Annotated in this window: 14 protein-coding genes and 2 pseudogenes; 7 read left to right on the forward strand and 9 right to left on the reverse strand. The window is 41.4% G+C overall.

Annotation, left to right across the window (positions count from 1 at the left end):
- From ACFE90_RS22085 to ACFE90_RS22095, 3 genes and pseudogenes are all read right to left on the reverse strand, one after another.
- Positions 1 to 815, reverse strand: a pseudogene (locus ACFE90_RS22085) (glycoside hydrolase family 10 protein); the annotation flags it as partial.
- A gap of 97 nt (positions 816 to 912) precedes the next feature.
- On the reverse strand, positions 913 to 2,253 hold the full coding sequence (locus ACFE90_RS22090) for a TIGR03279 family radical SAM protein (RefSeq protein WP_375504322.1): 1,341 nt from the start codon (positions 2,251 to 2,253) through the stop codon (positions 913 to 915).
- 95 nt (positions 2,254 to 2,348) lie between these two features.
- On the reverse strand, positions 2,349 to 3,173 hold the full coding sequence (locus tag ACFE90_RS22095) for an undecaprenyl-diphosphate phosphatase (RefSeq protein ID WP_375504324.1): 825 nt from the start codon (positions 3,171 to 3,173) through the stop codon (positions 2,349 to 2,351).
- A gap of 459 nt (positions 3,174 to 3,632) precedes the next feature.
- On the opposite strand from ACFE90_RS22095, the gene ACFE90_RS22100 reads away from it, so the two are divergent.
- The 3 genes from ACFE90_RS22100 (at position 3,633) to nadB (ending at position 7,210) form a co-directional block, all read left to right on the forward strand.
- On the forward strand, positions 3,633 to 4,412 hold the full coding sequence (locus tag ACFE90_RS22100) for a DUF3120 domain-containing protein (protein ID WP_375504326.1): 780 nt from the start codon (positions 3,633 to 3,635) through the stop codon (positions 4,410 to 4,412).
- A 512-nt stretch (positions 4,413 to 4,924) separates the two neighbouring features.
- On the forward strand, positions 4,925 to 5,353 hold the full coding sequence (gene psbU / locus ACFE90_RS22105) for a photosystem II complex extrinsic protein PsbU (protein ID WP_375504328.1): 429 nt from the start codon (positions 4,925 to 4,927) through the stop codon (positions 5,351 to 5,353).
- A gap of 159 nt (positions 5,354 to 5,512) precedes the next feature.
- Positions 5,513 to 7,210, forward strand: a complete 1,698-nt coding sequence (nadB, locus tag ACFE90_RS22110) for an L-aspartate oxidase (RefSeq protein WP_375504330.1) — start codon at positions 5,513 to 5,515, stop codon at positions 7,208 to 7,210.
- Between the two features lie 199 nt (positions 7,211 to 7,409).
- Here nadB and ACFE90_RS22115 read toward each other — a convergent pair whose 3' ends face one another.
- From ACFE90_RS22115 to btpA, 4 genes are all read right to left on the reverse strand, one after another.
- Positions 7,410 to 7,646 carry a hypothetical protein gene (locus ACFE90_RS22115; RefSeq protein WP_375504332.1) on the reverse strand — a complete coding sequence of 79 codons (237 nt, stop codon included), beginning with the start codon at positions 7,644 to 7,646 and terminating at the stop codon, positions 7,410 to 7,412.
- A 762-nt stretch (positions 7,647 to 8,408) separates the two neighbouring features.
- On the reverse strand, positions 8,409 to 10,607 hold the full coding sequence (locus ACFE90_RS22120) for a CHASE2 domain-containing protein (RefSeq protein WP_375504334.1): 2,199 nt from the start codon (positions 10,605 to 10,607) through the stop codon (positions 8,409 to 8,411).
- A 513-nt stretch (positions 10,608 to 11,120) separates the two neighbouring features.
- Positions 11,121 to 12,110 (reverse strand): vitamin K epoxide reductase family protein, encoded by a 990-nt coding sequence (locus tag ACFE90_RS22125; RefSeq protein WP_375504336.1) that lies wholly within the window; start codon positions 12,108 to 12,110, stop codon positions 11,121 to 11,123.
- Positions 12,111 to 12,254: 144 nt separating this feature from the next.
- Positions 12,255 to 13,103, reverse strand: a complete 849-nt coding sequence (btpA, locus tag ACFE90_RS22130; RefSeq protein WP_375504338.1) for a photosystem I biogenesis protein BtpA — start codon at positions 13,101 to 13,103, stop codon at positions 12,255 to 12,257.
- A gap of 677 nt (positions 13,104 to 13,780) precedes the next feature.
- Between btpA and rimO the strand changes: the two genes are divergently transcribed.
- Together rimO and ACFE90_RS22140 are read left to right on the forward strand one after the other, a co-directional pair.
- On the forward strand, positions 13,781 to 15,100 hold the full coding sequence (gene rimO, locus ACFE90_RS22135) for a 30S ribosomal protein S12 methylthiotransferase RimO (protein ID WP_375504340.1): 1,320 nt from the start codon (positions 13,781 to 13,783) through the stop codon (positions 15,098 to 15,100).
- A gap of 245 nt (positions 15,101 to 15,345) precedes the next feature.
- The gene (locus ACFE90_RS22140; RefSeq protein WP_375504342.1) at positions 15,346 to 16,878 is read left to right on the forward strand and encodes a DEAD/DEAH box helicase; all 1,533 of its coding nucleotides are present in this window, start codon (positions 15,346 to 15,348) and stop codon (positions 16,876 to 16,878) included.
- Between the two features lie 149 nt (positions 16,879 to 17,027).
- Here the strand turns inward: ACFE90_RS22140 and ACFE90_RS22145 are convergent, their stop codons facing one another.
- Complete coding sequence (locus ACFE90_RS22145) at positions 17,028 to 17,975, reverse strand: aldo/keto reductase (protein WP_375504344.1); 948 nt, start codon at positions 17,973 to 17,975, stop codon at positions 17,028 to 17,030.
- A 79-nt stretch (positions 17,976 to 18,054) separates the two neighbouring features.
- Between ACFE90_RS22145 and ACFE90_RS22150 the strand changes: the two genes are divergently transcribed.
- Positions 18,055 to 18,201 (forward strand): hypothetical protein, encoded by a 147-nt coding sequence (locus ACFE90_RS22150; RefSeq protein WP_375504346.1) that lies wholly within the window; start codon positions 18,055 to 18,057, stop codon positions 18,199 to 18,201.
- Positions 18,202 to 18,241: 40 nt separating this feature from the next.
- Here the strand turns inward: ACFE90_RS22150 and ACFE90_RS22155 are convergent, their stop codons facing one another.
- Complete coding sequence (locus ACFE90_RS22155; protein WP_322690574.1) at positions 18,242 to 18,466, reverse strand: hypothetical protein; 225 nt, start codon at positions 18,464 to 18,466, stop codon at positions 18,242 to 18,244.
- A gap of 389 nt (positions 18,467 to 18,855) precedes the next feature.
- Here ACFE90_RS22155 and ACFE90_RS22160 point away from each other — a divergent pair.
- Positions 18,856 to 19,071 (forward strand): annotated as a pseudogene (locus tag ACFE90_RS22160) (hypothetical protein); the annotation flags it as partial.
- Positions 19,072 to 19,769 lie beyond the last annotated feature (698 nt).

The raw sequence follows: 19,769 nt of genomic DNA on the forward strand, positions 1-19,769 counted from the left end.
CCCCCTGCCTCCTGCCGCGTCGGCGCAGCCGCTACCGTTGTCGAGCAGTTTGGGGAACCTCCTGCTACTTTTTTCATGCGATTCGATGGCGGTGGCGCTGTCAAATAGTGATTGAGAGCAGCTTTTAACCAGGCATTATCTAACGCGGCGGCTGTTGCTGTGTCTGTTCCCCAGCGCCAGCCCATAAAGGTGGAACGCTCAGTTGTCACTACTGCGGCTGGATTATCTTTGGAATTCCAAACAGCAGGAGATTCACTGCCCATATCATTAGGAATCACAACACCGCCGCGCACTTTTCCAAAAAGTTCAGTTTGATTTGCCCATTCTGAAATATTGGTTTTTATGGGTTTGATCTGTTCTGTCTCACTGAGGCTGAATCCCCAATAACCTCCCAGAAGCGATCGCAATAATTGGCGTACTCCCGGCGCTGACAGACTACCTACAGGGCCACTGGCAATCAAACGCCCTCCCTTACTCATCCATTCTTCGAGAGCGATCGCTTGAGTTGGCGTTAACGTCTCGACATTTGGCAGAAATAATACTTGGCGATCGCCCCAATCTGCTCCACTCCTTACATCAGCTAGGGGAATTACACAATATTTCACCCCTATTGTCTGTAAGCGGTCAGTTATCCCTCTCCATTGATTTGCATTTTCTTGGCTATGCACTACGCTCAATACAGGTTCTTCAGTCGCCGCCATTACTGGCAAAATACTAAAACTATTTAAAATTAAAAAGTTAAAACTTAAAATGAAGAATCCGGCTTTTTTTATTTGTGAATTTGCCTTTTTATGATATCTTTCCTGATTCTTCACTACTGACTCCTCAGCGAATTAGTTATTAGGAATTACTTCTTATTTATCATCTAGCATAACCATAAATTACCTCCGAAAAATAACTGATCTTTGACAACTAAACTTGAGCAACATTGAAAATACATGTTTTGATTAAATCTTCAACTCCTGCTACAGGAAAAATTTTTGTATTTAGTTTGCCAGCTAATTCCTCAATACTCATATCATCTAAAAACACTAGTTCCCCATTTTTTAACATGACATTCGGTAGCAAAATCGCGTCACCTAAATCTTGACCTTTTAGATTTAAAAGCAAATCATGACCAGTTAATAATCCGGTTACACTGATATTTTGTCCCCAATAATCACTACATAAAGCACGCATATTAACTTTTAAACCTTCAACAGAATTTAAGCGTTTCAAAAGGGGTTGAAATGCTTTTTCTACGGCGTTGCCTACTATCCAAGTGAACTTTCTTTGAGGATATACTTTTGGCGGTAGTAATTCTGCTGCAACGGTGGCAAATTGCTTGATAAATAATTGAATCGAACCAACTCCGTTATCAATTTGAGGATATTCTTCATATTCAGATTCGCTGGGTAATTTCTCACCTGCAATTAAAAACCACTCATCGGCTAACCAAACAACGCTAGAACCGAGTTTTTGGCGAAATTGCCGCGAGAGCATTCGCACTTGGGAAATCACTTCTTTTGCTTTTTCCCTAGTTACGGGTATAAGTTCGTCTTCTGGAGGCCGAAACCGTGTCAACCCAACTGGCACAACTGCCACCGATGCCACAGCAGGTACTTCACCAGTATGAAAGGACGCTAAATCTCTGAGAGTTTGTTCCAGATGTTTGCCATCATTTATACCAGGACAAACAACTACTTGAGCATGAATTTGTAGTCGCCTTTCTTGAAACCACTTGAGTTGTTGTAAGATTTGTCCTGCACGCGGATTTTTCAGCAGTTTAATTCTTACTTCAGCCTCGGTAGCATGAACAGAAACATATAACGGAGACAAGCGCATTTGCTCAATCCGTTGCCATTCTCTTTCTGGCAAATTAGTTAGGGTAAGATAAGAACCGTACAAGAAGCTCAGACGGTAATCGTCATCTTTTAAATACAAGCTGGTGCGCTTACCTGGTGGCTGTTGGTCAATAAAGCAAAATGGACAGCGATTGTTGCACTGAATTAAGCCATCAAATAGGGCAGTTTCAAATTCTAACCCTAAGTCTTGATCGTAATCTTTTTCGATTTCCAGGCTATGAGTTTTGCCAGCAGCGTCTAAAACTTCTAGTTCCAAAACTTCATCAGCACACAAAAACTGATAATCAATTAAATCGCGGGGACATGTACCATTGATAGCAACGATCGCATCCCCGGCCTCAAAGCCAATCTCTGCGGCTATTGAGTCTGGAAGAACCTTGGTAATTCGGGCAGGATTAATGGTACTCATTGGTATAGGGCATTGAGCATGGGGCATTGGAATGGGGCATTAGTCATCTGCTTTAAACTAATGACTAATGACCAATGACTAACGACTATTATGAATTATCCTTTCCATCCTGCTGCGATCGCAGCTAAAATAGCACTGCCGAATGCTAATCTATACCAAACGAAAACTAAAGTGTTTTTGGTTGCTAAGTATTTGATCAAGAATGCAATTGATAGGTAAGAAAAAATCAAGGTTGAAATAATCCCTACAATCAACAGTCCAACAATATTATCTGGCAACTCGTGGGCTTGAAATAATTTGAAGATTTTCAAACTTTTATACAGCGTTGCAATGGTAAGAGTTGGAAACCCTAACAAAAATGAGAATTTCGCCGCTGTATCACGTTGTAATCCTAAAAATAAACCAGTTGTCAACGTTGAGCCAGAACGAGAAACACCCGGAATCAAAGCAAGTGTTTGTCCTAATCCCACTAAAATACCATCCCGAATCTGCAATGAATCAAAATCTCGCTTGCGAGTGCCAATCTTCTCTGCCAAAGCTAGTAGAAGTGCCATAATGATTGACATGATGGCAATAATTAATGCACTTTCTGGTATAACGTCTTTAAAAAGAAAACCGAAAAATAAGGCAGGTATTGTTCCTACTACAATACCGAGAAAAATTTTCAATTCTTCGCGTTGCCAGTCTTGATATATTAGTGCTTCGATTCCACCTTTGACAATACTATAAATCAGCGACCAAAAATAGCCCACAATTGCTATGACGCTGCCAAATTGAATTGCATCGACAAAATCTTTAGAACCTAGTTCTTTCCAGCCAAATATTTTTGTCACAATCAGAAGATGTGCAGTGCTGCTGATTGGCAAAAACTCTGTAATCCCCTGAACAATACCCAAAATAAAAGCTTGAATAAACTCCATCAATTAATACCTTTTCCTGTTCTAGACATCATTACTTAGCTAAAGATGATGTTACTTTATATACTCTTTACTGCACCCAATATTGTAGAAAATTCCACTTTACTAAATCAATAACACCATCCAAGACGCTGACCATGTTCTTACACCCAACTCAATAAGTCAACGAAATTTTGGTAATTCATGAAACTTTAATATTTAGTGGACTGATGCCATTGACTTTTTACCCGTTACATTTACCTTTCACGTCTTTGTAGTTCTTTGTAAATACGAATTACAGAGGAGTTCTGTAAATCAGGCAATTTGAGTGAATCAGTCTGGTATAGAATGTTTTGTTTGGTTTGCGCCAGCGCTCCCCAAAATTTCAGTATAATTACAATACTCCCAAGCAATGCCCAGGGGGGGGATTTTAAAATATGATATATTAAATAAAATAAAGTTTAGTAACAAATATTAAAAACTTTGATTAATAATACACTGTCCTCCTACACTGCTTCTACCCCTTCTATTGATACAGAGTTAGATTTAACTGTTACTGGGCACAAGGGTATTAGGGAATTGGAATCTACATTTTCCTTTTCTTCCTCTCTTCCCTTATCTATTTCTGCCCGACAAACTTGGTTAGTGTTTGCGGCGGCGGTGTTTTTGGTAACAGTACCAGTATTTGTAGAAGCGCCAATAGTGCGATCGCTACCAAGTCTAAGTTTAGCGCTGACAGCATTTTGGGTGTGGCTAAGTTTTACTTTAATGTCACGTCCTGCAACTTATGTATGGGGAGATTTACTCTTAGGGTTTAGCTCGAGTTGGTTTGCAGGAGCAATTTACTGGGGCTGGTTACGTTGGGAACCTGCATGGCATCTACCAGTAGAGTCTATAGGATTACCCTTTGCTTGCTGGTGTTTGGCGAAGAATTGGGGCAAAGTGGGTAACTGGTTTTATTTAGGTTCTTTACTAGGTACAGTCTTAACCGATGTATATTTCTATATAGCAAACTTGATGCCCTATTGGCGGCAAATTATGATAGTAGATGCAGATGTAGCACCGCAAATATTACAAAATGCTCTAATACAAGTACAAACACCTTGGGGACAAAGTTGGGCCATAGTTCTGGCCTTAGTCCTGTTGACAGTCGGGGTTTTGCCTTTAGTCCGAAAGCAAAGACACTGGTATGCCTTTAGTGGAGCAGTTTTAAGCACGATTTTGGTGGACAGCCTATTTTTGTTAGCTGCGATCGCAGCCTAAAAAATATTAAAAAATTGTGTAATATCAAAACCGAAACTTTTTCCAGCCCAGTCTACGGTACATCAAGAATGATACTGTAGATGATTGATAGGTTAAGAAATATTACATAAAAGTCCATCACTATCAACTCATCTTGCTAGGGCTTTTGGTATTAGGTATCGAACTATTTCATTTATGGTTGGGAGCTAGAATCAGCCACCCCGAAAAGATTTCGTCTAATTGGGAATGCTCAGGATCATGGATTGAACCGTATTGCAGCTATGCAAGTACTGTTACCACGATAAAAATTTTTTACAAAAGTACAGTCAAACCCAGTAACGGCAAATATTGTGGATATTAATACGCTGTATATTAGTTTCTGATGACTGCTGTGTTGATTAAGCTATCAGGTCTTGTCCTTTGTCCTTTGTCCTTTGTTCTTGACGCTCTGACTAATGACTAATGACTCATGACTCATGACTGGTGTTAGCTTAAAACTTTTATTTCTGTTTGATGGAAAGAGGTAGAAAATCGTGAAAGGATTGGCGCGTTTATTAACAGTGTTTAGCTTGTTACTTAGTTGCTGGGGATGGCTGGGAACAACTCAGATAGCCCAAGCTGCTAGTTTCAACAGTTTTGCATTTCCTCAAGTCCCAATTCTGGCAATTGAGCGGCAGAATCGGGCAGATGCGAAGCTAGGAACGGAATTTGGTAAAAAAATTGATTTGAATAATACCAACGTCCGAGCTTTTCAACAGTATCCAGGGCTTTATCCCACCTTGGCTAAGAAAATCATCACAAATGCTCCCTACAAAAATGTAGAGGATGTATTGGATCTTCCAGGATTGAGCGATCGCCAGAAACAAACCCTGCAAGCCAACTTTGATAAGTTCACCGTGACAGAACTAGAACCTGCCTTTAACGAGGGAGACGATCGCTTTAACAACGGCATTTACAGATAACTGCACGTTGCAGTTAATGTAGCAAATAGCAGCCCACTCCTGATTCTAAAGAGTGGGACATGATATGAATTAGGAGTTAGGAGCTATGAGTTATGACTTTTTAACTTCTCACTTCTAACTCCTCACTTCTAACTCCTCACTTTTAACTCCCCCATTACCTTGTCTCAGATAGATATTCCTAGCCAATTTGATGTCTTAGTAGTCGGCGCTGGTGCTGCTGGACTATATACAGCGCTGTGTTTACCAGATTCCTTGCGAGTCGGCTTGATTACCAAAGAAACTATTGCTTTATCCGCTAGTGATTGGGCGCAAGGCGGTATTGCCGCAGCAGTTGCCCCGGAAGATTCTCCCACGCTGCACATTGAAGATACGATCCGGGCAGGTGCAGGTTTGTGCGATCGCACTGCTGTAGAATTTCTCGCCCAACTTGCGCCTAACTGCATTCAATCTCTAGTTGACTTGGGAGTTGCTTTTGACCGTCATGGTCAAGCCTTGGCTTTAACTTTAGAAGCTGCCCATTCTCGCAACCGCGTTCTCCACGCCGCAGACACCACAGGGAGGGAAGTTACAACCACCCTCGCGGCGCAAGTATTACGTCGTCAGAATATTCAAATAATTCAGCAAGCTTTGGCTTTGAGTTTGTGGATTGAACCCGAAAGCGATGTCTACGACGGGCTACGCCAACGCTGTCAAGGAATAAGCCTGTTTTTTCAAGGAAAAATTACATGGGTAAAGGCCGGTGCTGTGGTATTGGCAACTGGAGGTGGCGGTCAGGTATTTGCCCAAACCACTAACCCGGCGGTGAGTACGGGCGATGGAGTAGCGATCGCATATCGGGCTGGGGCCATCCTCCGCGATTTGGAATTTGTGCAATTTCACCCCACAGCCCTCACTAAACCTGGTGCCGATCACTTTCTCATTAGCGAAGCTGTACGCGGCGAGGGCGCACACCTTATCGATAATGAAGGGCGGCGTTTTGCCTTTGATTACCACCCTGCGGGTGAACTCGCGCCCAGAGATGTGGTCAGTAGAGCAATTTTCAGCCATTTACAACGTACTGCTGTTGATTTGGCGATTGCCCATGTGTGGTTGGATATGCGCCCCATACCTGCCGACAAGATTCGTCATCGCTTTCCCAACATCATCAAAGTTTGTCAGCATTGGGGCATTGATGTCTTCCATGAACCAATTCCAGTGGCCCCTGCTGCCCATTACTGGATGGGTGGGATTGTCGCGGATCTGATGAATCGCACAAATATTCCCGGTTTGTACGCGGTGGGTGAAACCGCTAGTACCGGGGTGCATGGGGCAAATCGCCTTGCCAGTAATTCCTTGCTGGAATGTATTGTGTTTGGGGCCCAGATGGGCCAAATTGAGTTAGAAGATATTGGGCTGCCGTCAGAAACACCAGTATTACCATTACAGAAATTTAGTGCTGATGCTAGTCAGTGGCATATCCAGCAAGCACAGCTAGAAGCACTCAGGGAGAAGTTACCACGTCTAGTGTGGGAAAGTGCTGGTATTTGTCGGGAGAAATCAAAGTTAGAAACTGCGATCGCTACTATTGAATCTTGGCAGCAAGATTTCGCTATCCTGCCTTTAAGTCAATTCTTGCTTACTTTACGTCCCGCAGAACCAGCTAGTTTTGACATCCCAGATGTTGAACGGCAATTGAGACTTTGGGCAGAAACCCGCAATTTATTAGATGTAGCTGATTTAATTCTTAAAAGTGCTGCTTTTAGAACCGAAAGCCGAGGTGGACACTACCGTTTAGATTATCCTCAGCCAGACCCGAATTGGCAAGTTCACGCACTTGTACAAACACATCATTGGTGGAAATCTTCACTATTATCTTAATTGAAGTTTGCTCAACAGCCTTCTAGCAAAGACTTTTAATCCCGTTTCCTGTAGCCGCAGCCCTTGGAGAAGTGACGCTCTTACGTTGTTATCACTAGCTGGTAAAAGGATAAATTGCAGTCCACTTGAGTGGACAGTAGCTCTTAGCCTATAACTTAATGACAACGCCTTCACGCATGGGGTCAATCTAAAATTGCTATTAGCGGGTGCCGCTACCATGCTGACTGTCGGGACCACCATAATTCGGTGGGATATATGTGTCTTTTAAATTTTCAGAATTGACTTTGCGGGCAATTAAGGTGTTACTGCTAGTAGCGCCAACAGGATTAGCACTTGCAGTACTGAACATACCTGTAAAGGCAGCAATTTTCGGTATTAGGATGTAAGCACCTATACACAATATCATAAACTTTTTAATTCGGGAGTTAGTCTTCATGGCTTTCAGTAAATTTACTAGTTTTTAAATTAAAAAATCTTTTTTATTTCTTACCGTATATCTACTAGCTTTTGTGAAAAAATAACTTTATTAAATTCACTCAATTATTCTTGGCGGTATACAAGTAACTATAAGCAATGCTTGTAAATTAAGCCTTATTTGCTGTTATTAAATAGTTTATCTACTTAAGTGATATTCTTAAATATGTCATTTTCACATCAGTCCAAAGTTAGATATATCGATAAATTGCTGTAAGCTTTTTGTCTAAAATAGGTTATATTAATAATATTTTAATATTTATAAGTATAAACACTTTGTTTATTGTCTGAGAGTTCAAAATAATCTTCAGTAATAATTAGTGTGTTATATATTTAAAATTTAATTTTAGCAAAGATATATAAAGCTAGAATAACGCACGCAATTACTGTAATATAAGGATTTTCAAAACTATGAACTATGAAATACCGTAATAAACTAACTAAGTACAGTATATTTTATTTGCGTATAAATACTGATAAATTAATTAATTGGCTAGTTATCTGTAATAATTAATCCCTTTCTCACCTATATTCTTAGGTTGAGTCTTCAGGTAAAAAACCTTACCAAGCCTTTATCTTGGCGAAAAAACCATTCCATTTTGCAGAATATACACCATACTTTTTCAAGATAGTCCTTTGGACGTATCTTTGCTTGTCACTCCTAATTTCAAGGTAAAAATTGTGACTAAAACAAAAAAAAGCTAGAGACTTGACTATTGACTAATTAAGCAAATTCGTAGCGATTTTTACCTTGGTGCTTGGCACGATACATTGCTGCATCCGCTTGTTTCATTAAAGTTTCACTATCTTGACTGTTGTATGGATAAACACTAATACCAATACTGGCAGAGACTCGGATTGCATAGCCGTCCAAGACAACTGGCTTGCTAATACTAGTTAAAATTTTGGCGGCGATTTTAGCAGCTATTTGAACATTAGGAATTGCCCGTAAAATCACAGTAAATTCATCGCCACCCAAACGAGAAACTGTGTCACTAGCGCGTAAAGAGTTGCTGAGTCTTCCTGCGATAGTCATTAGCAAGCGATCGCCCGCCTCGTGACCCAGATTATCATTGATTTGCTTAAAGCCATCTAAATCAATAAACAGCAGCCCCAGCAACAACTTGTTGTGTTGCGCCCAATGTAACGATTCGCAAAGTTGTTCGGCAAAAAATTTGCGATTGGATAGACCTGTGAGCGGGTCGTGATAAGCTAAGTGACGCAAGTGGTCTTCTTTGAGTTTTAGTTCTTTGTTAGAGCACAATAGTTTAGCAGCAGTAAGTTTTAGCTGTTCTTCCATGAGCTTGCGCTGAGTAATATCTCGGATGACTCCAACTAAAAATAAATTGCCAGCTGAGTCTTTATGGAGCGATCGCTTAGTGGCAATTTGATGAGTCTGACCATCTGCATTGGTAAATTCTTCTTCATGTTCCTGGGGTTTTTCAGTCCTGAACACAAGATCATCCTGTTGTCGAAACACATCGGCTTCATGTTTAGGGAAAAAGTCATAGTCTGACTTTTCAATTAACAACTTATTCGGATAACCGATAAATCGACAATACGCTTCATTTAAAACAATCCACTGATGTTGTTCATTTTTCACAAAAATTGGATCGGGAATCGTGTTGATTACGTGATGCAAAAATTCTTTAGAACGTTTCCCCTCTTCCTGGATATGGGCAATATGACTAGTCATCCAAATAGCTGAACTGCCAAAGCTTAACAGTGAGGGAATTAGCGGTATCCACCAACCATATAAGAAAGCAAGGTACGCACTTAGGGTCAATACCAAGCAAGAAACTAGGATGCTAAGGAGGCTCTTAGTTGCGTCTCTTATCCGCCATATCGTGACAGTTCCCAGATAAGACCAGATAAAAATCCACAAGTTTTCCAATAAGTCAGGCCAGACCTTGAGTAATGGTCGTCCTTGTAGAGCAGCTGAGATTAACTCACTAATAAAATAAGCTTGCAGTTGAATACCAGATACAGGCTTTGGCGTACCCATTAGACTGCTGGAGTAGGGAATGAATACAAAATCGTTGAGGCTGGGTGCAGTGGAGCCAATAAGTATAATCCGATCTTTGATTAAGTTTTTTTTAACTTTATCTGCCAGTACATCTCTCATCGATACCTGGCGAAAACTACAAAATTCTCCAGATGAACTTTGACATTTGGGTTTGGGAAAATTAGTTAAAAGTTGGTAGCCTCTATCATCAGCTCCCACATAAGCACCATCATTAACCTGAAAACGAGTAAATACTGCCTTACCCAATTGCAAATACTCAGGGTTGTTTTTTGCTTTGGTGGGAGTAATATTTTCTGACTTTAAATACAATAAAGCCAACTTCAGAGCAAAACTTTCGTGTACCTGATTATTAACGTGCCAATACAACAAACTGCGACGTACTTTACCATCAAGATCGTACAGCACATTGTTAAAGCCCACTTGATCCTGATTTAGCCCCAGTGGAGGTGAAACATTAACGTTTTTGCCATTTGCCAGGAACTGAATACCAATCAAGTTGGGCATTGACTTATAAGCATTACGAAGTTCTTGATTACCAGGCTCTACTGGCAAATCTCGGTAGATATCTAAGCCAATAGCACGCGGTTTGTGGACGTTCAATTTTTTTAACAACTGGGTAATATTCGCATCTGGAATCGGCCACGAACCTACTTCCTTTATATCGGCTTCATCAATCACTACAATCGTAATACGCTGTTCTGGCGGTTCATTTAGACGTAAGCAAAAAAATTGATCCAAACCTGCCAACTCCAAAAATTGTAATAATCCGAAGGAGTGCAAAAGCAGGACGCAAACTGCAACGCTGGCGGCAGTAATCAATTCTCTTTGTCCTCGACCAAGCAATTGTTTCAGTTTAAAGATTAACTTCACAAAATGCTTGCCTAGCTGCTGATTCATTCCCATTACACTACTGGGGAGAAATATTCTTTATTTCCTATAGCTATTAACTATTGGATTAACATAGTTCAAGAAAGAGCTAAATAGAGTTTCTAAGAGTTTTTCAATTCAGTAAGGTTCTTTAAGATATCGTGACACTTGTGACGTATTAACACATATTGAGGTCAATTATTTGGCCAAAGAGCAACTGGGACTTTTGTAGCTAGCAGCACAAATTAAGTATAAATATTATTGAAGGTGAGTTCAGTTGTGGGGTGGGCAGCGTTCGACTGAGACTCGCGCCAAAATCTTGCCCGCCTTTGGTTACTGGGCGGGCGAGATGCCCACTCCACAATAAATAATTGAATATTTTTTTATTTGAAGTCCCTAAGCTATTTCTAGCTTAAGTTGACACCAATAGATATTGGACAACACCTATTATCTATTACCAAAAACAAAAAAGCCAACTGGAAACAGACTTTGCTGTATTCATCCAGTTGACTAGGTGTGAACTACACACTAGCACTAGGTCAATTACTTGAAATACTTAAAGTTACGAGGACCCGTGTAACCAGAAACTTTCGCTAATTCCTCTAAGTTTTGGACTCCACTATAACTTTTGCCATTGATGATCCAAGTGGGAAAGCCTTCAATTTTTGCGGCTTTACACAGTTCTGGTTGAGCTTTGAGTCCACCAGGATCGCATTCTACCTTAACATCCTTGTTGATTACTTCCTCAGCTTCTTTACCAAAAAGCAGCTTTTGTTCATGGCAGTGAGGACACCAGTAAGCAGTGTATTCCTTTGCGCCTACCTTTGCCAGATGGCGTGCTAAGGCTATTTCTGCCTCACCAGAAGTAGTGGTAACTTCCCAACCGAACGCTGGGTTAGAGTCTGTCTTGGGAGCAAAGGTAATTTTTGCGGGTTGTCCTGGAGTTACAGATACAGGTGTAACATCTGATTGATTCACGCCAGCATAAATGCCTAAAGTGGCAATCAGCGTTATCATCCCTACAATCAGGGCGGTAAAGAAGATTTGTCCAATATCCTCCCAAGTCCGACCGATAATCGTCAGTACCAAAAGACTAAGGGAGAACAAAGCTGAACCGATACAGTAAGGACAAATAGCTTTGATTTGAGATGCTAGTACGTACATTAAGTAACCGCTAAAAACAGACATTGCGATCGCACCTGCTAGCAGCAGCAACCACGTCCAATTTTCCACTTGCTTGCGGTTATTCTTTTCCCCTGAGTTGAATGCCAAGGGAGCCAAAGCAAATATCATCATGCTGGTGTATGCCAAAAACCCAAACAAAGCTAATGGCTGACCAAAAACTGTTGCCCAAGGGCTAGAAAGTACATCATTGCAGCCCTTGACACCAGCCTGTGCCACACAAGCTGCACTGCCTCCTGTTAACTTTTCTATGGCGAGATAACCTGTTATCAGAGCACCACATCCAGCGATCGCGGCAATCAATGGACGTGACCATTTATGAATCCAAGGAGTAGAACGACGGCGAATCATAAATATTGGGGAATGGGGAATGTTAAAAGTTAGGAGTTAAGAGTGAGCAGTGAGGAGTTAAGAATGAGGAATTAGGAACAATTAATTTAAAACTCATAACTCATAACTCCTAACTCCTAACTTTCTTTCCCCACTCCCCACTTCTTAAGAATGTAACTTCACTTGTTCTGGTGATTTCTTTTCACTTTTGGAGTTCCAATTGCGACGCGCAGCTTCGACAAATTGACTAACGCGAATTGGGTCAATTGGTTGCTCTATACGTCCGTGGCGTTTTAGGGAACTGGAAACTATGACACCATCTGCTGCCTGCATTAATGTATCAATATTTTCCCAATTTGCCCCACTACCGATGAACACTGGCGTGCCAGCTGCTGCACCACAAGCTAGTTCTAAATCTTCTAAGTTAGGTGGGCTACCAGTAGCCCAACCAGATAAAATTACTCCGTCAGCTAAACCCCTTTCAATGGTGTCTTTCACGGCGACTGTGAGATTTGGAGAACTCAAAGGACGGGCGTGTTTCACCAACACATCGGCCAGGATTTTAACATCACAGCCTAACTCCCGTCGATAGCGGAGTAGTTGATGGGCTTCTCCCTCAATTAATCCTTGATCGGTTGCCATCACCCCTGTGAGAACGTTGACGCGGATGAATTGCGCCTGTATACAGCTAGCGATCGCCATTGCACTTTTAGCGTCGTTTCGCAAAACATTTAAGCCTATAGGCAAAGTCACCAAATTTTGTATCCGTTGCACCACAATGGTCATGGCACTCACAACCACCGGATCGACTTGGTTTTTGGTAAACGGCGCGTCGAAAAAATTCTCCACAATCAACCCGTCAACCCCTCCACTTGCCAGGGCGGCAGCTTCTTGTTCGGCACGGTCAATCACCGCTTTTAGGCTACCTCCCCAACGAGGTGAGGTTGGCAGTGGTAGCAGGTGAACCACGCCAATAATCGGTGAGCGAGTTTTAAATAATTGATATAAGTCCACGTCTTTAATCCGCCTCGCGGAGTCCAGAGTCTAGAATTTTTTGACTATTGACTGTATGACCCTTGACTCTTGACTTTTCATTAACTAGTCAAATGTGTTTTATGATAGTCGGTTTACTGCCTCCTTCCTAAGATGGAAATTGGCCTCCAACCTCCCATAAGATATGTTAAGATAAAACTTGGCTACAAGAGGAGTTTGCCACTCACTAGACGCAAGGCAGCTTTCCGTGGTTTAGGCGTCTTGTCCGCGCCCAGTCGTAGGACTTGCCAATCGCCAACCTAGCATTACTGCTTTATAAGCGTAGTCGCTTTCGTCGATTTCCCGGAGGGTAGCGACTTCTCACAACAAGCCCTTTGGGCGGCTTCCCGATGGGTAGATTAACAACGCACACGCTGTGGTAATGTAAAATACCAATAGGCGAATTGTTAAAAAAGATTACAAGTGTCAAATGTACCCAAAGACACTTCAGTTTGCCCTGGGGAACAGATTGATAGGAATATCATAACATGACCTCTATTTTTAATTTATTGATAGAGTTATGACACGAGCAGTTATTGACAGTGGGGATTTGCCACTGCACTGTTTTCATGAGGATGCTAATAGCAAAAAAGCTGAATTTTGCGCCAGAATGTTTGACTAAAAGATAAAGAAGAAAAAAATGAAGATTTTTTCAAAATATGGGTGACAAGCCAACAATTGCCATTTCTCACCTGGGCTGCGAGAAAAACCGAATTGATACAGAACACATGCTGGGAATGCTCGTAGAAGCAGGCTACGGTGTAGATACAAATGAAGAGTTAGCCGATTACGTTATTGTTAATACTTGTAGTTTTATTGAAGCAGCCCGGCAAGAATCTGTCAGAACTTTGGTAGAACTGGCAGAGGCAAATAAAAAAATCGTGATCACTGGCTGTATGGCGCAACATTTCCAAGAACAACTTTTGGAAGAGTTGCCGGAAGCAGTAGCGGTGGTTGGTACAGGTGATTATCACAAAATTGTAAATGTAATTGAGCGTGTAGAACAAGGCGAACGGGTTAAACAGGTTAGTATCGAACCAACCTACATTGCCGATGAAACTACACCGCGCTATCGCACTACAACCGAGGGCGTAGCTTACCTGCGGGTTGCAGAAGGATGTGATTATCGTTGTGCATTTTGTATCATTCCTCATCTTCGAGGGAACCAGCGATCGCGTACTATTAAATCTATAGTCACCGAAGCCAAGCAGTTAGTAAGTCAAGGGGTAAAGGAAATTATTCTAATTTCCCAAATCACCACTAATTACGGTCTAGATATTTACGGTAAGCCAAAATTAGCCGAATTACTTCGCGCTTTGGGGAAAGTAGATATACCGTGGATTAGAATGCACTACGCTTATCCTACGGGACTGACCCCAGATGTGATAGCGGCGATCCAAGAAACACCAAACGTCTTGCCTTATCTGGATTTGCCCTTGCAACATTCTCATCCAGATATTCTCCGCGCCATGAACCGTCCTTGGCAAGGACGGGTAAATGATGGGATTATAGATCGCATCAAAACGGCGCTACCAACAGCCGTACTGCGGACAACATTTATTGTTGGTTTCCCAGGAGAAACAAGTGAGCATTTTGAGCATCTACTAGAGTTCGTTCAGCGGCATGAATTCGATCATGTTGGTGTATTCACCTTTTCCTCTGAGGAAGGAACCCCAGCTTATAAGCTAGTAAATCAGTTGCCTCAAGAGGTGATGGACGATCGCCGATACCAACTGATGGAACTCCAGCAACCGATTTCTCAAAAGAAAAATCAACAGGAAGTAGGCAAAATCGTCGATGTCCTGATTGAGCAAGAAAATCCTGAAAGTGGTGAATTAATCGGTCGTTCAGGTAGATTTTCCCCAGAGGTTGATGGTCTGGTGTATGTCAAAGGCCAGGCAAAGTTAGGAACCATTGTGCCAATAGCGATTCACCACGCTGATACATACGACCTCTATGGTCAAGTAGTCAATAACTAAATTGTCATTTGTTCTTTGTCCTTTGTTAAATGACCCTTACAGATTCATCCTTATATTAAGGTCAATGCTGCATTAATAGCAGTTTTCATGAGGGTTTACCTGAAACGCTGGCGGACTTAGCATAACCTCTCCAAGAATTGAGGCTTCACTACCGCCCTTGGCTCACTAATAGCGAATAACTAATGACTAATGACTAATGACTAATGACTAATCCAAAATCCTTACATAAAATTTAGGACGAATTAATGACTCTTTCATTTCAAGAATTAGGCATTTCCCAAGAACGTGTCGAACAACTAGAAAAAATCGGTTTTACCGAACCGACTAACATTCAAGTGCAAGCAATTCCCCAATTGCTAGCCGGTCGTGATGTAGTAGGTCAATCTCAAACAGGAACAGGCAAAACGGCAGCATTTTCACTGCCAATTTTAGAGCGGCTGGATATTAATCAAAAAGCCGTGCAAGCCATAGTTTTAACACCAACTCGTGAATTAGCAATGCAAGTTCACGATGCAATCGGGCAATTCATCGGTAATGAAGGATTGCGGGTGTTAGCAATCTACGGTGGTCAATCAATTGACCGCCAAATGTTACAACTCAAACGTGGCGTTCACATGGTTGTGGGCACTCCAGGACGGGTGATAGATTTGCTTGATCGCGGCTGTTTAAAGCTGGATCAAGTGAAGTGGTTTGTGTTGGATGAAGCTGATGAAATGTTGAGCATGGGCTTTATTGATGATGTGGTGAAAATCCTCTCTCAAGCGCCCGTAGATCGCCAAACAGCTTTATTCTCGGCAACAATGCCACCATCAATTCGGATGTTGGTAAACAAGTTCTTGCGATCGCCTGCAACTGTCACCGTTGAACAGCCAAAAGCTGCTCCCAATAAGATTAATCAAGTAGCTTACTTGATCCCCCGCCACTGGACAAAAGCCAAAGCTTTACAGCCAATTCTGGAAATGGAAGATCCAGAAACAGCTTTAATCTTTGTCCGCACCAGACGCACAGCCGCAGAACTCACCAGTCAGTTACAAGGGGCTGGTCACAGTGTCGATGAATACCACGGTGACTTGTCGCAACAAGCCCGGGAACGGTTATTAAGCCGATTCCGTAACCGTCAAGTTCGCTGGGTGGTAGCAACTGATATTGCAGCACGAGGGCTAGATGTAGATCAACTCTCCCATGTGATCAACTACGACTTACCCGATAGCGTAGAAACTTACGTCCATCGCATTGGTCGTACTGGTCGTGCTGGTAAAGAAGGAACAGCAATTTCTTTAGTACAACCATTTGAGCGCCGCAAGCAGCAGACATTTGAACGTCATAACCGCCAAAGTTGGCAATTGCTATCAATTCCCACACGCGCCCAGATTGAAGCACGACACATTCTGAAGTTGCAAGAACAAGTGCGAGAAGCTTTGACAGGTGAGCGTTTAGCTTCATTCTTGCCAATTGTTAGCGAACTGATTGAAGAATACGATGCTCAAGCGATCGCCGCAGCTGCACTGCAAATCGCTTATGACCAAACTCGTCCCGCTTGGTTGAGTTCAGACGTGGAAATTCCCCAAGAGGAATCCTCCGCTCCCAAACCCAGACTCGGTAAGCGTCGTGAATCTTCCAGCGATCGCCCCCGTGCTGCGTGGAAATCAGATAACAGCAATGGTGAAGAAGAAAGACATTCTTCTCCCAAACCAAAACTGCGCACAAGTACTCGTGAATCTTCTGCATCCCCTAGTAAAAAGCTAGGTTCACCTACAGCAAAGGAATCAGCTTCTTAGTCAAGAGTTAATTAATTTTGGATTTTAGATTTTTCCTTTAATCCAAAATCCAAATCTAAAAATTAGCAAAGTTGAGAGTTAAGAGTCAAGAGTTAAGATTTTGACTTTAGACTCTTGACTTTTTTGCTTTTTTATACGGTTCAAAAATACTAGAGCCAAGGACGACTAACTTGTTCTAATTTTCCAATTTCATCGTCACTCAATCTCCAGCCCAAAGCACCAGCATTCTGTCGTACCTGTTCGGCTGTCTTCACCCCAGCAATGGGAATGACGTTCCCCTGAGCAATTAACCAGTTGAGAGCAACTTGGGCAGGAGTGCGATCATATTTTTCTCCGAAGTTGCGTAGCAAGGATATAACTGGGGCAATTTTTTGCAGACCTTCTTTGTTAAATCGCGGGTCTATTTTCCTTGCACCAGTGGGGATTTCAGTACTATCAATACTGTACTTGCCTGTAAGTAATCCCTGTGCTAGAGGACTATAAGCCAAAATAGTCACACCCAACTCACGGGCAGTTGCTATAATACCTTTGCTTTCAACTTGACGAGTGAGTAAAGAATAGCGCACTTGGTTTACAGCTAAAGGCACTCCCCGGTCCGCCAATATTTGATGCGCGTCCCGCATTTGCTCTGCTGAGTAATTGCTCACACCGACTGTAGCAATTCTGCCCCGCTTCACTTCATCCGCTAGAGCATTCATCAAAGTTTCTTGGCTTAAAAAGAAGGCAAAAGGCCAATGCACTTGGTACAAGGCGATTCGATCAAGTTGTAGGCGTTTGAGACTCTCTGTTAAAGCATCAGAGACGGACTGGCCTGTAAATCGCCACGGTACAGGGCCAAATTTTGTGGCTATTTGCACAGGTTGTTGTGTCTGTTGCAGAAATTGCCCCAAAAATTTCTCGCTCTTTCCCATTCCGTAGATTTCGGCAGTATCAAAGAAGGTAACACCAGCCTCTAAGGCTGCTGTAAAGGCTTCTTGTAACTGTTCTGGGCCATAGGTACTGCCATAATTCCAAAACAGTTTATCACCCCAAGCCCAAGTGCCTATGCACAAGGGTGTAATAGATGGGCCATTTTGCCCCAATGTGATGGTTTCCACGGTTGCAAAATTTAGTTTATTTACATTTCTTTACCTTTATAGTGTATCGTTACAGCTAAGGTTGGGTGTGGGAAAGTTAATGCAGTATTTTCAGAGTGCGATCGCCACCATTTGGCCGCAATTCTTGTTGTGCGTAGGCCTAGCCCGTCGTAGACATCGCAGTTTGCATAAAGATTTACAAATTACAGCTGACAATATATCTATTCTCAGAATTAAGGGAGGCTAAGAACCTCCCTTTTATAATAGTTGAGTGTATTTACTTGTATTTATGAATTAGATGATTTATCCTGCTTGGCTTTTTTGATTAATTCCATGTAGACATTAATCTCACTGATTTCTACGTCATGCTCAACTCTGGTTACTTTCCATTTCTCCTTTTTTAAGTAAACTTCCTCTCCTACTCTGGGAGTAAATTGGAGATCGTAAAATTTTTTTAGAAAATCTTTTTGATTTTCTTCCCATAATATTACTTTGGCTGGTTCTTTGCTCATTGCTTATACCTTTTTGGTTACTAGATGAAAGTAAGTAGTTTGATGACATACATACGGCAAGTTTATCTTACTAATTAAATTGAATAGCGTAGTTAAAACCACATTTTAATATTGATATTTTTATGTGGCTTGGTTACGTCCAATAAAGTTACAGCGCAATACCGTAACTTTAGAAGTATTACTCTTAGGTTTAATTTAAAATCTTTTTTATGCTGTTTTTGCTTATATCAGATTAGATTGAGATATTGCATTTTTTACTACTAATCCAACGCTAATAAGTGACCTTTCCTGTAAATAAGCTGTTCCACTTTTAACTTGCATAATTAATGCAGATAAGATACCCACTTTAGATTGTAAAGCATAGCACTTGGTGCTATATAATAAGACATGCAATTAAAACACACATATTTTGCTCACTTCAAGCATTTGTTCGTTTATAAAAAATGCGTTCTGAAAACAGAATTTCCAATTGGTATGAATTGCAAAGAAACTTATTCACTTTAGTGGTGCGCGAGCAGGGTAAGCGCATCTCAAACCCTATTGACATGGTAGTTTTGGGGTTCACCCAAAGCACAAATCAGTTCCAAATTACTACACTGAGCTAAGGGGTGGGATTGACATTTTCATTTTTATGTGGTTAAAAAACATGAAAAGCTATTTGACCCATGTTTTTTCAATCATTTACGACAATTTGTCCTATTTTCAATGAAAAATTGATATTTAGATAGAGTTTTAAGCTTTTTGTCTGTATAAAGAGCTACAAAATTAGATGCGCTTACCCTGCACGATCTGCACCTATAGTCAGAGTTTCTGGAAGCACTACTTTTAGATCACTAATGCTGGAGCGCGATCACTATTTTTTAGCTAGTTCCTGCTCAATGTTGTAATAACTATTTGTTCAAGCTTTTTGACTTTTATTCTGATCATGATAATTTAACCGAATTTTACGGGAATACTTATAAATGGAAACCTAAATATTTTTGGGAGAGCATTATAGTTTGGACTTTCAAAATCTGCTTCAACTTCTGAATATGAAATAGGCATATCTTAATCTGTCATATTTTGGTGCGATCGCTCTGGAAACCATGAAAAGGCGATTGAGGATTTTAATCAAGCTTTCCTCATTTTGCAAAAATATGACAAAACACATAGAATGTCTATTTTATGTGTTTTGTTGTATGGCAAGCTGGACAGCTTCTATATCAACATTGAGATGTTGAGCAATCTGCTCCAAACCTATCCCTGTTTTTAGGGAACTCCAAAAAATAAATTATCCAATTTCTGGACTTCACTAGGACTTTTC

The organism is uncultured Nostoc sp., from assembly GCF_964245445.1.
In the GTDB taxonomy this organism is placed as follows: Bacteria; Cyanobacteriota; Cyanobacteriia; order Cyanobacteriales; family Nostocaceae; genus Nostoc.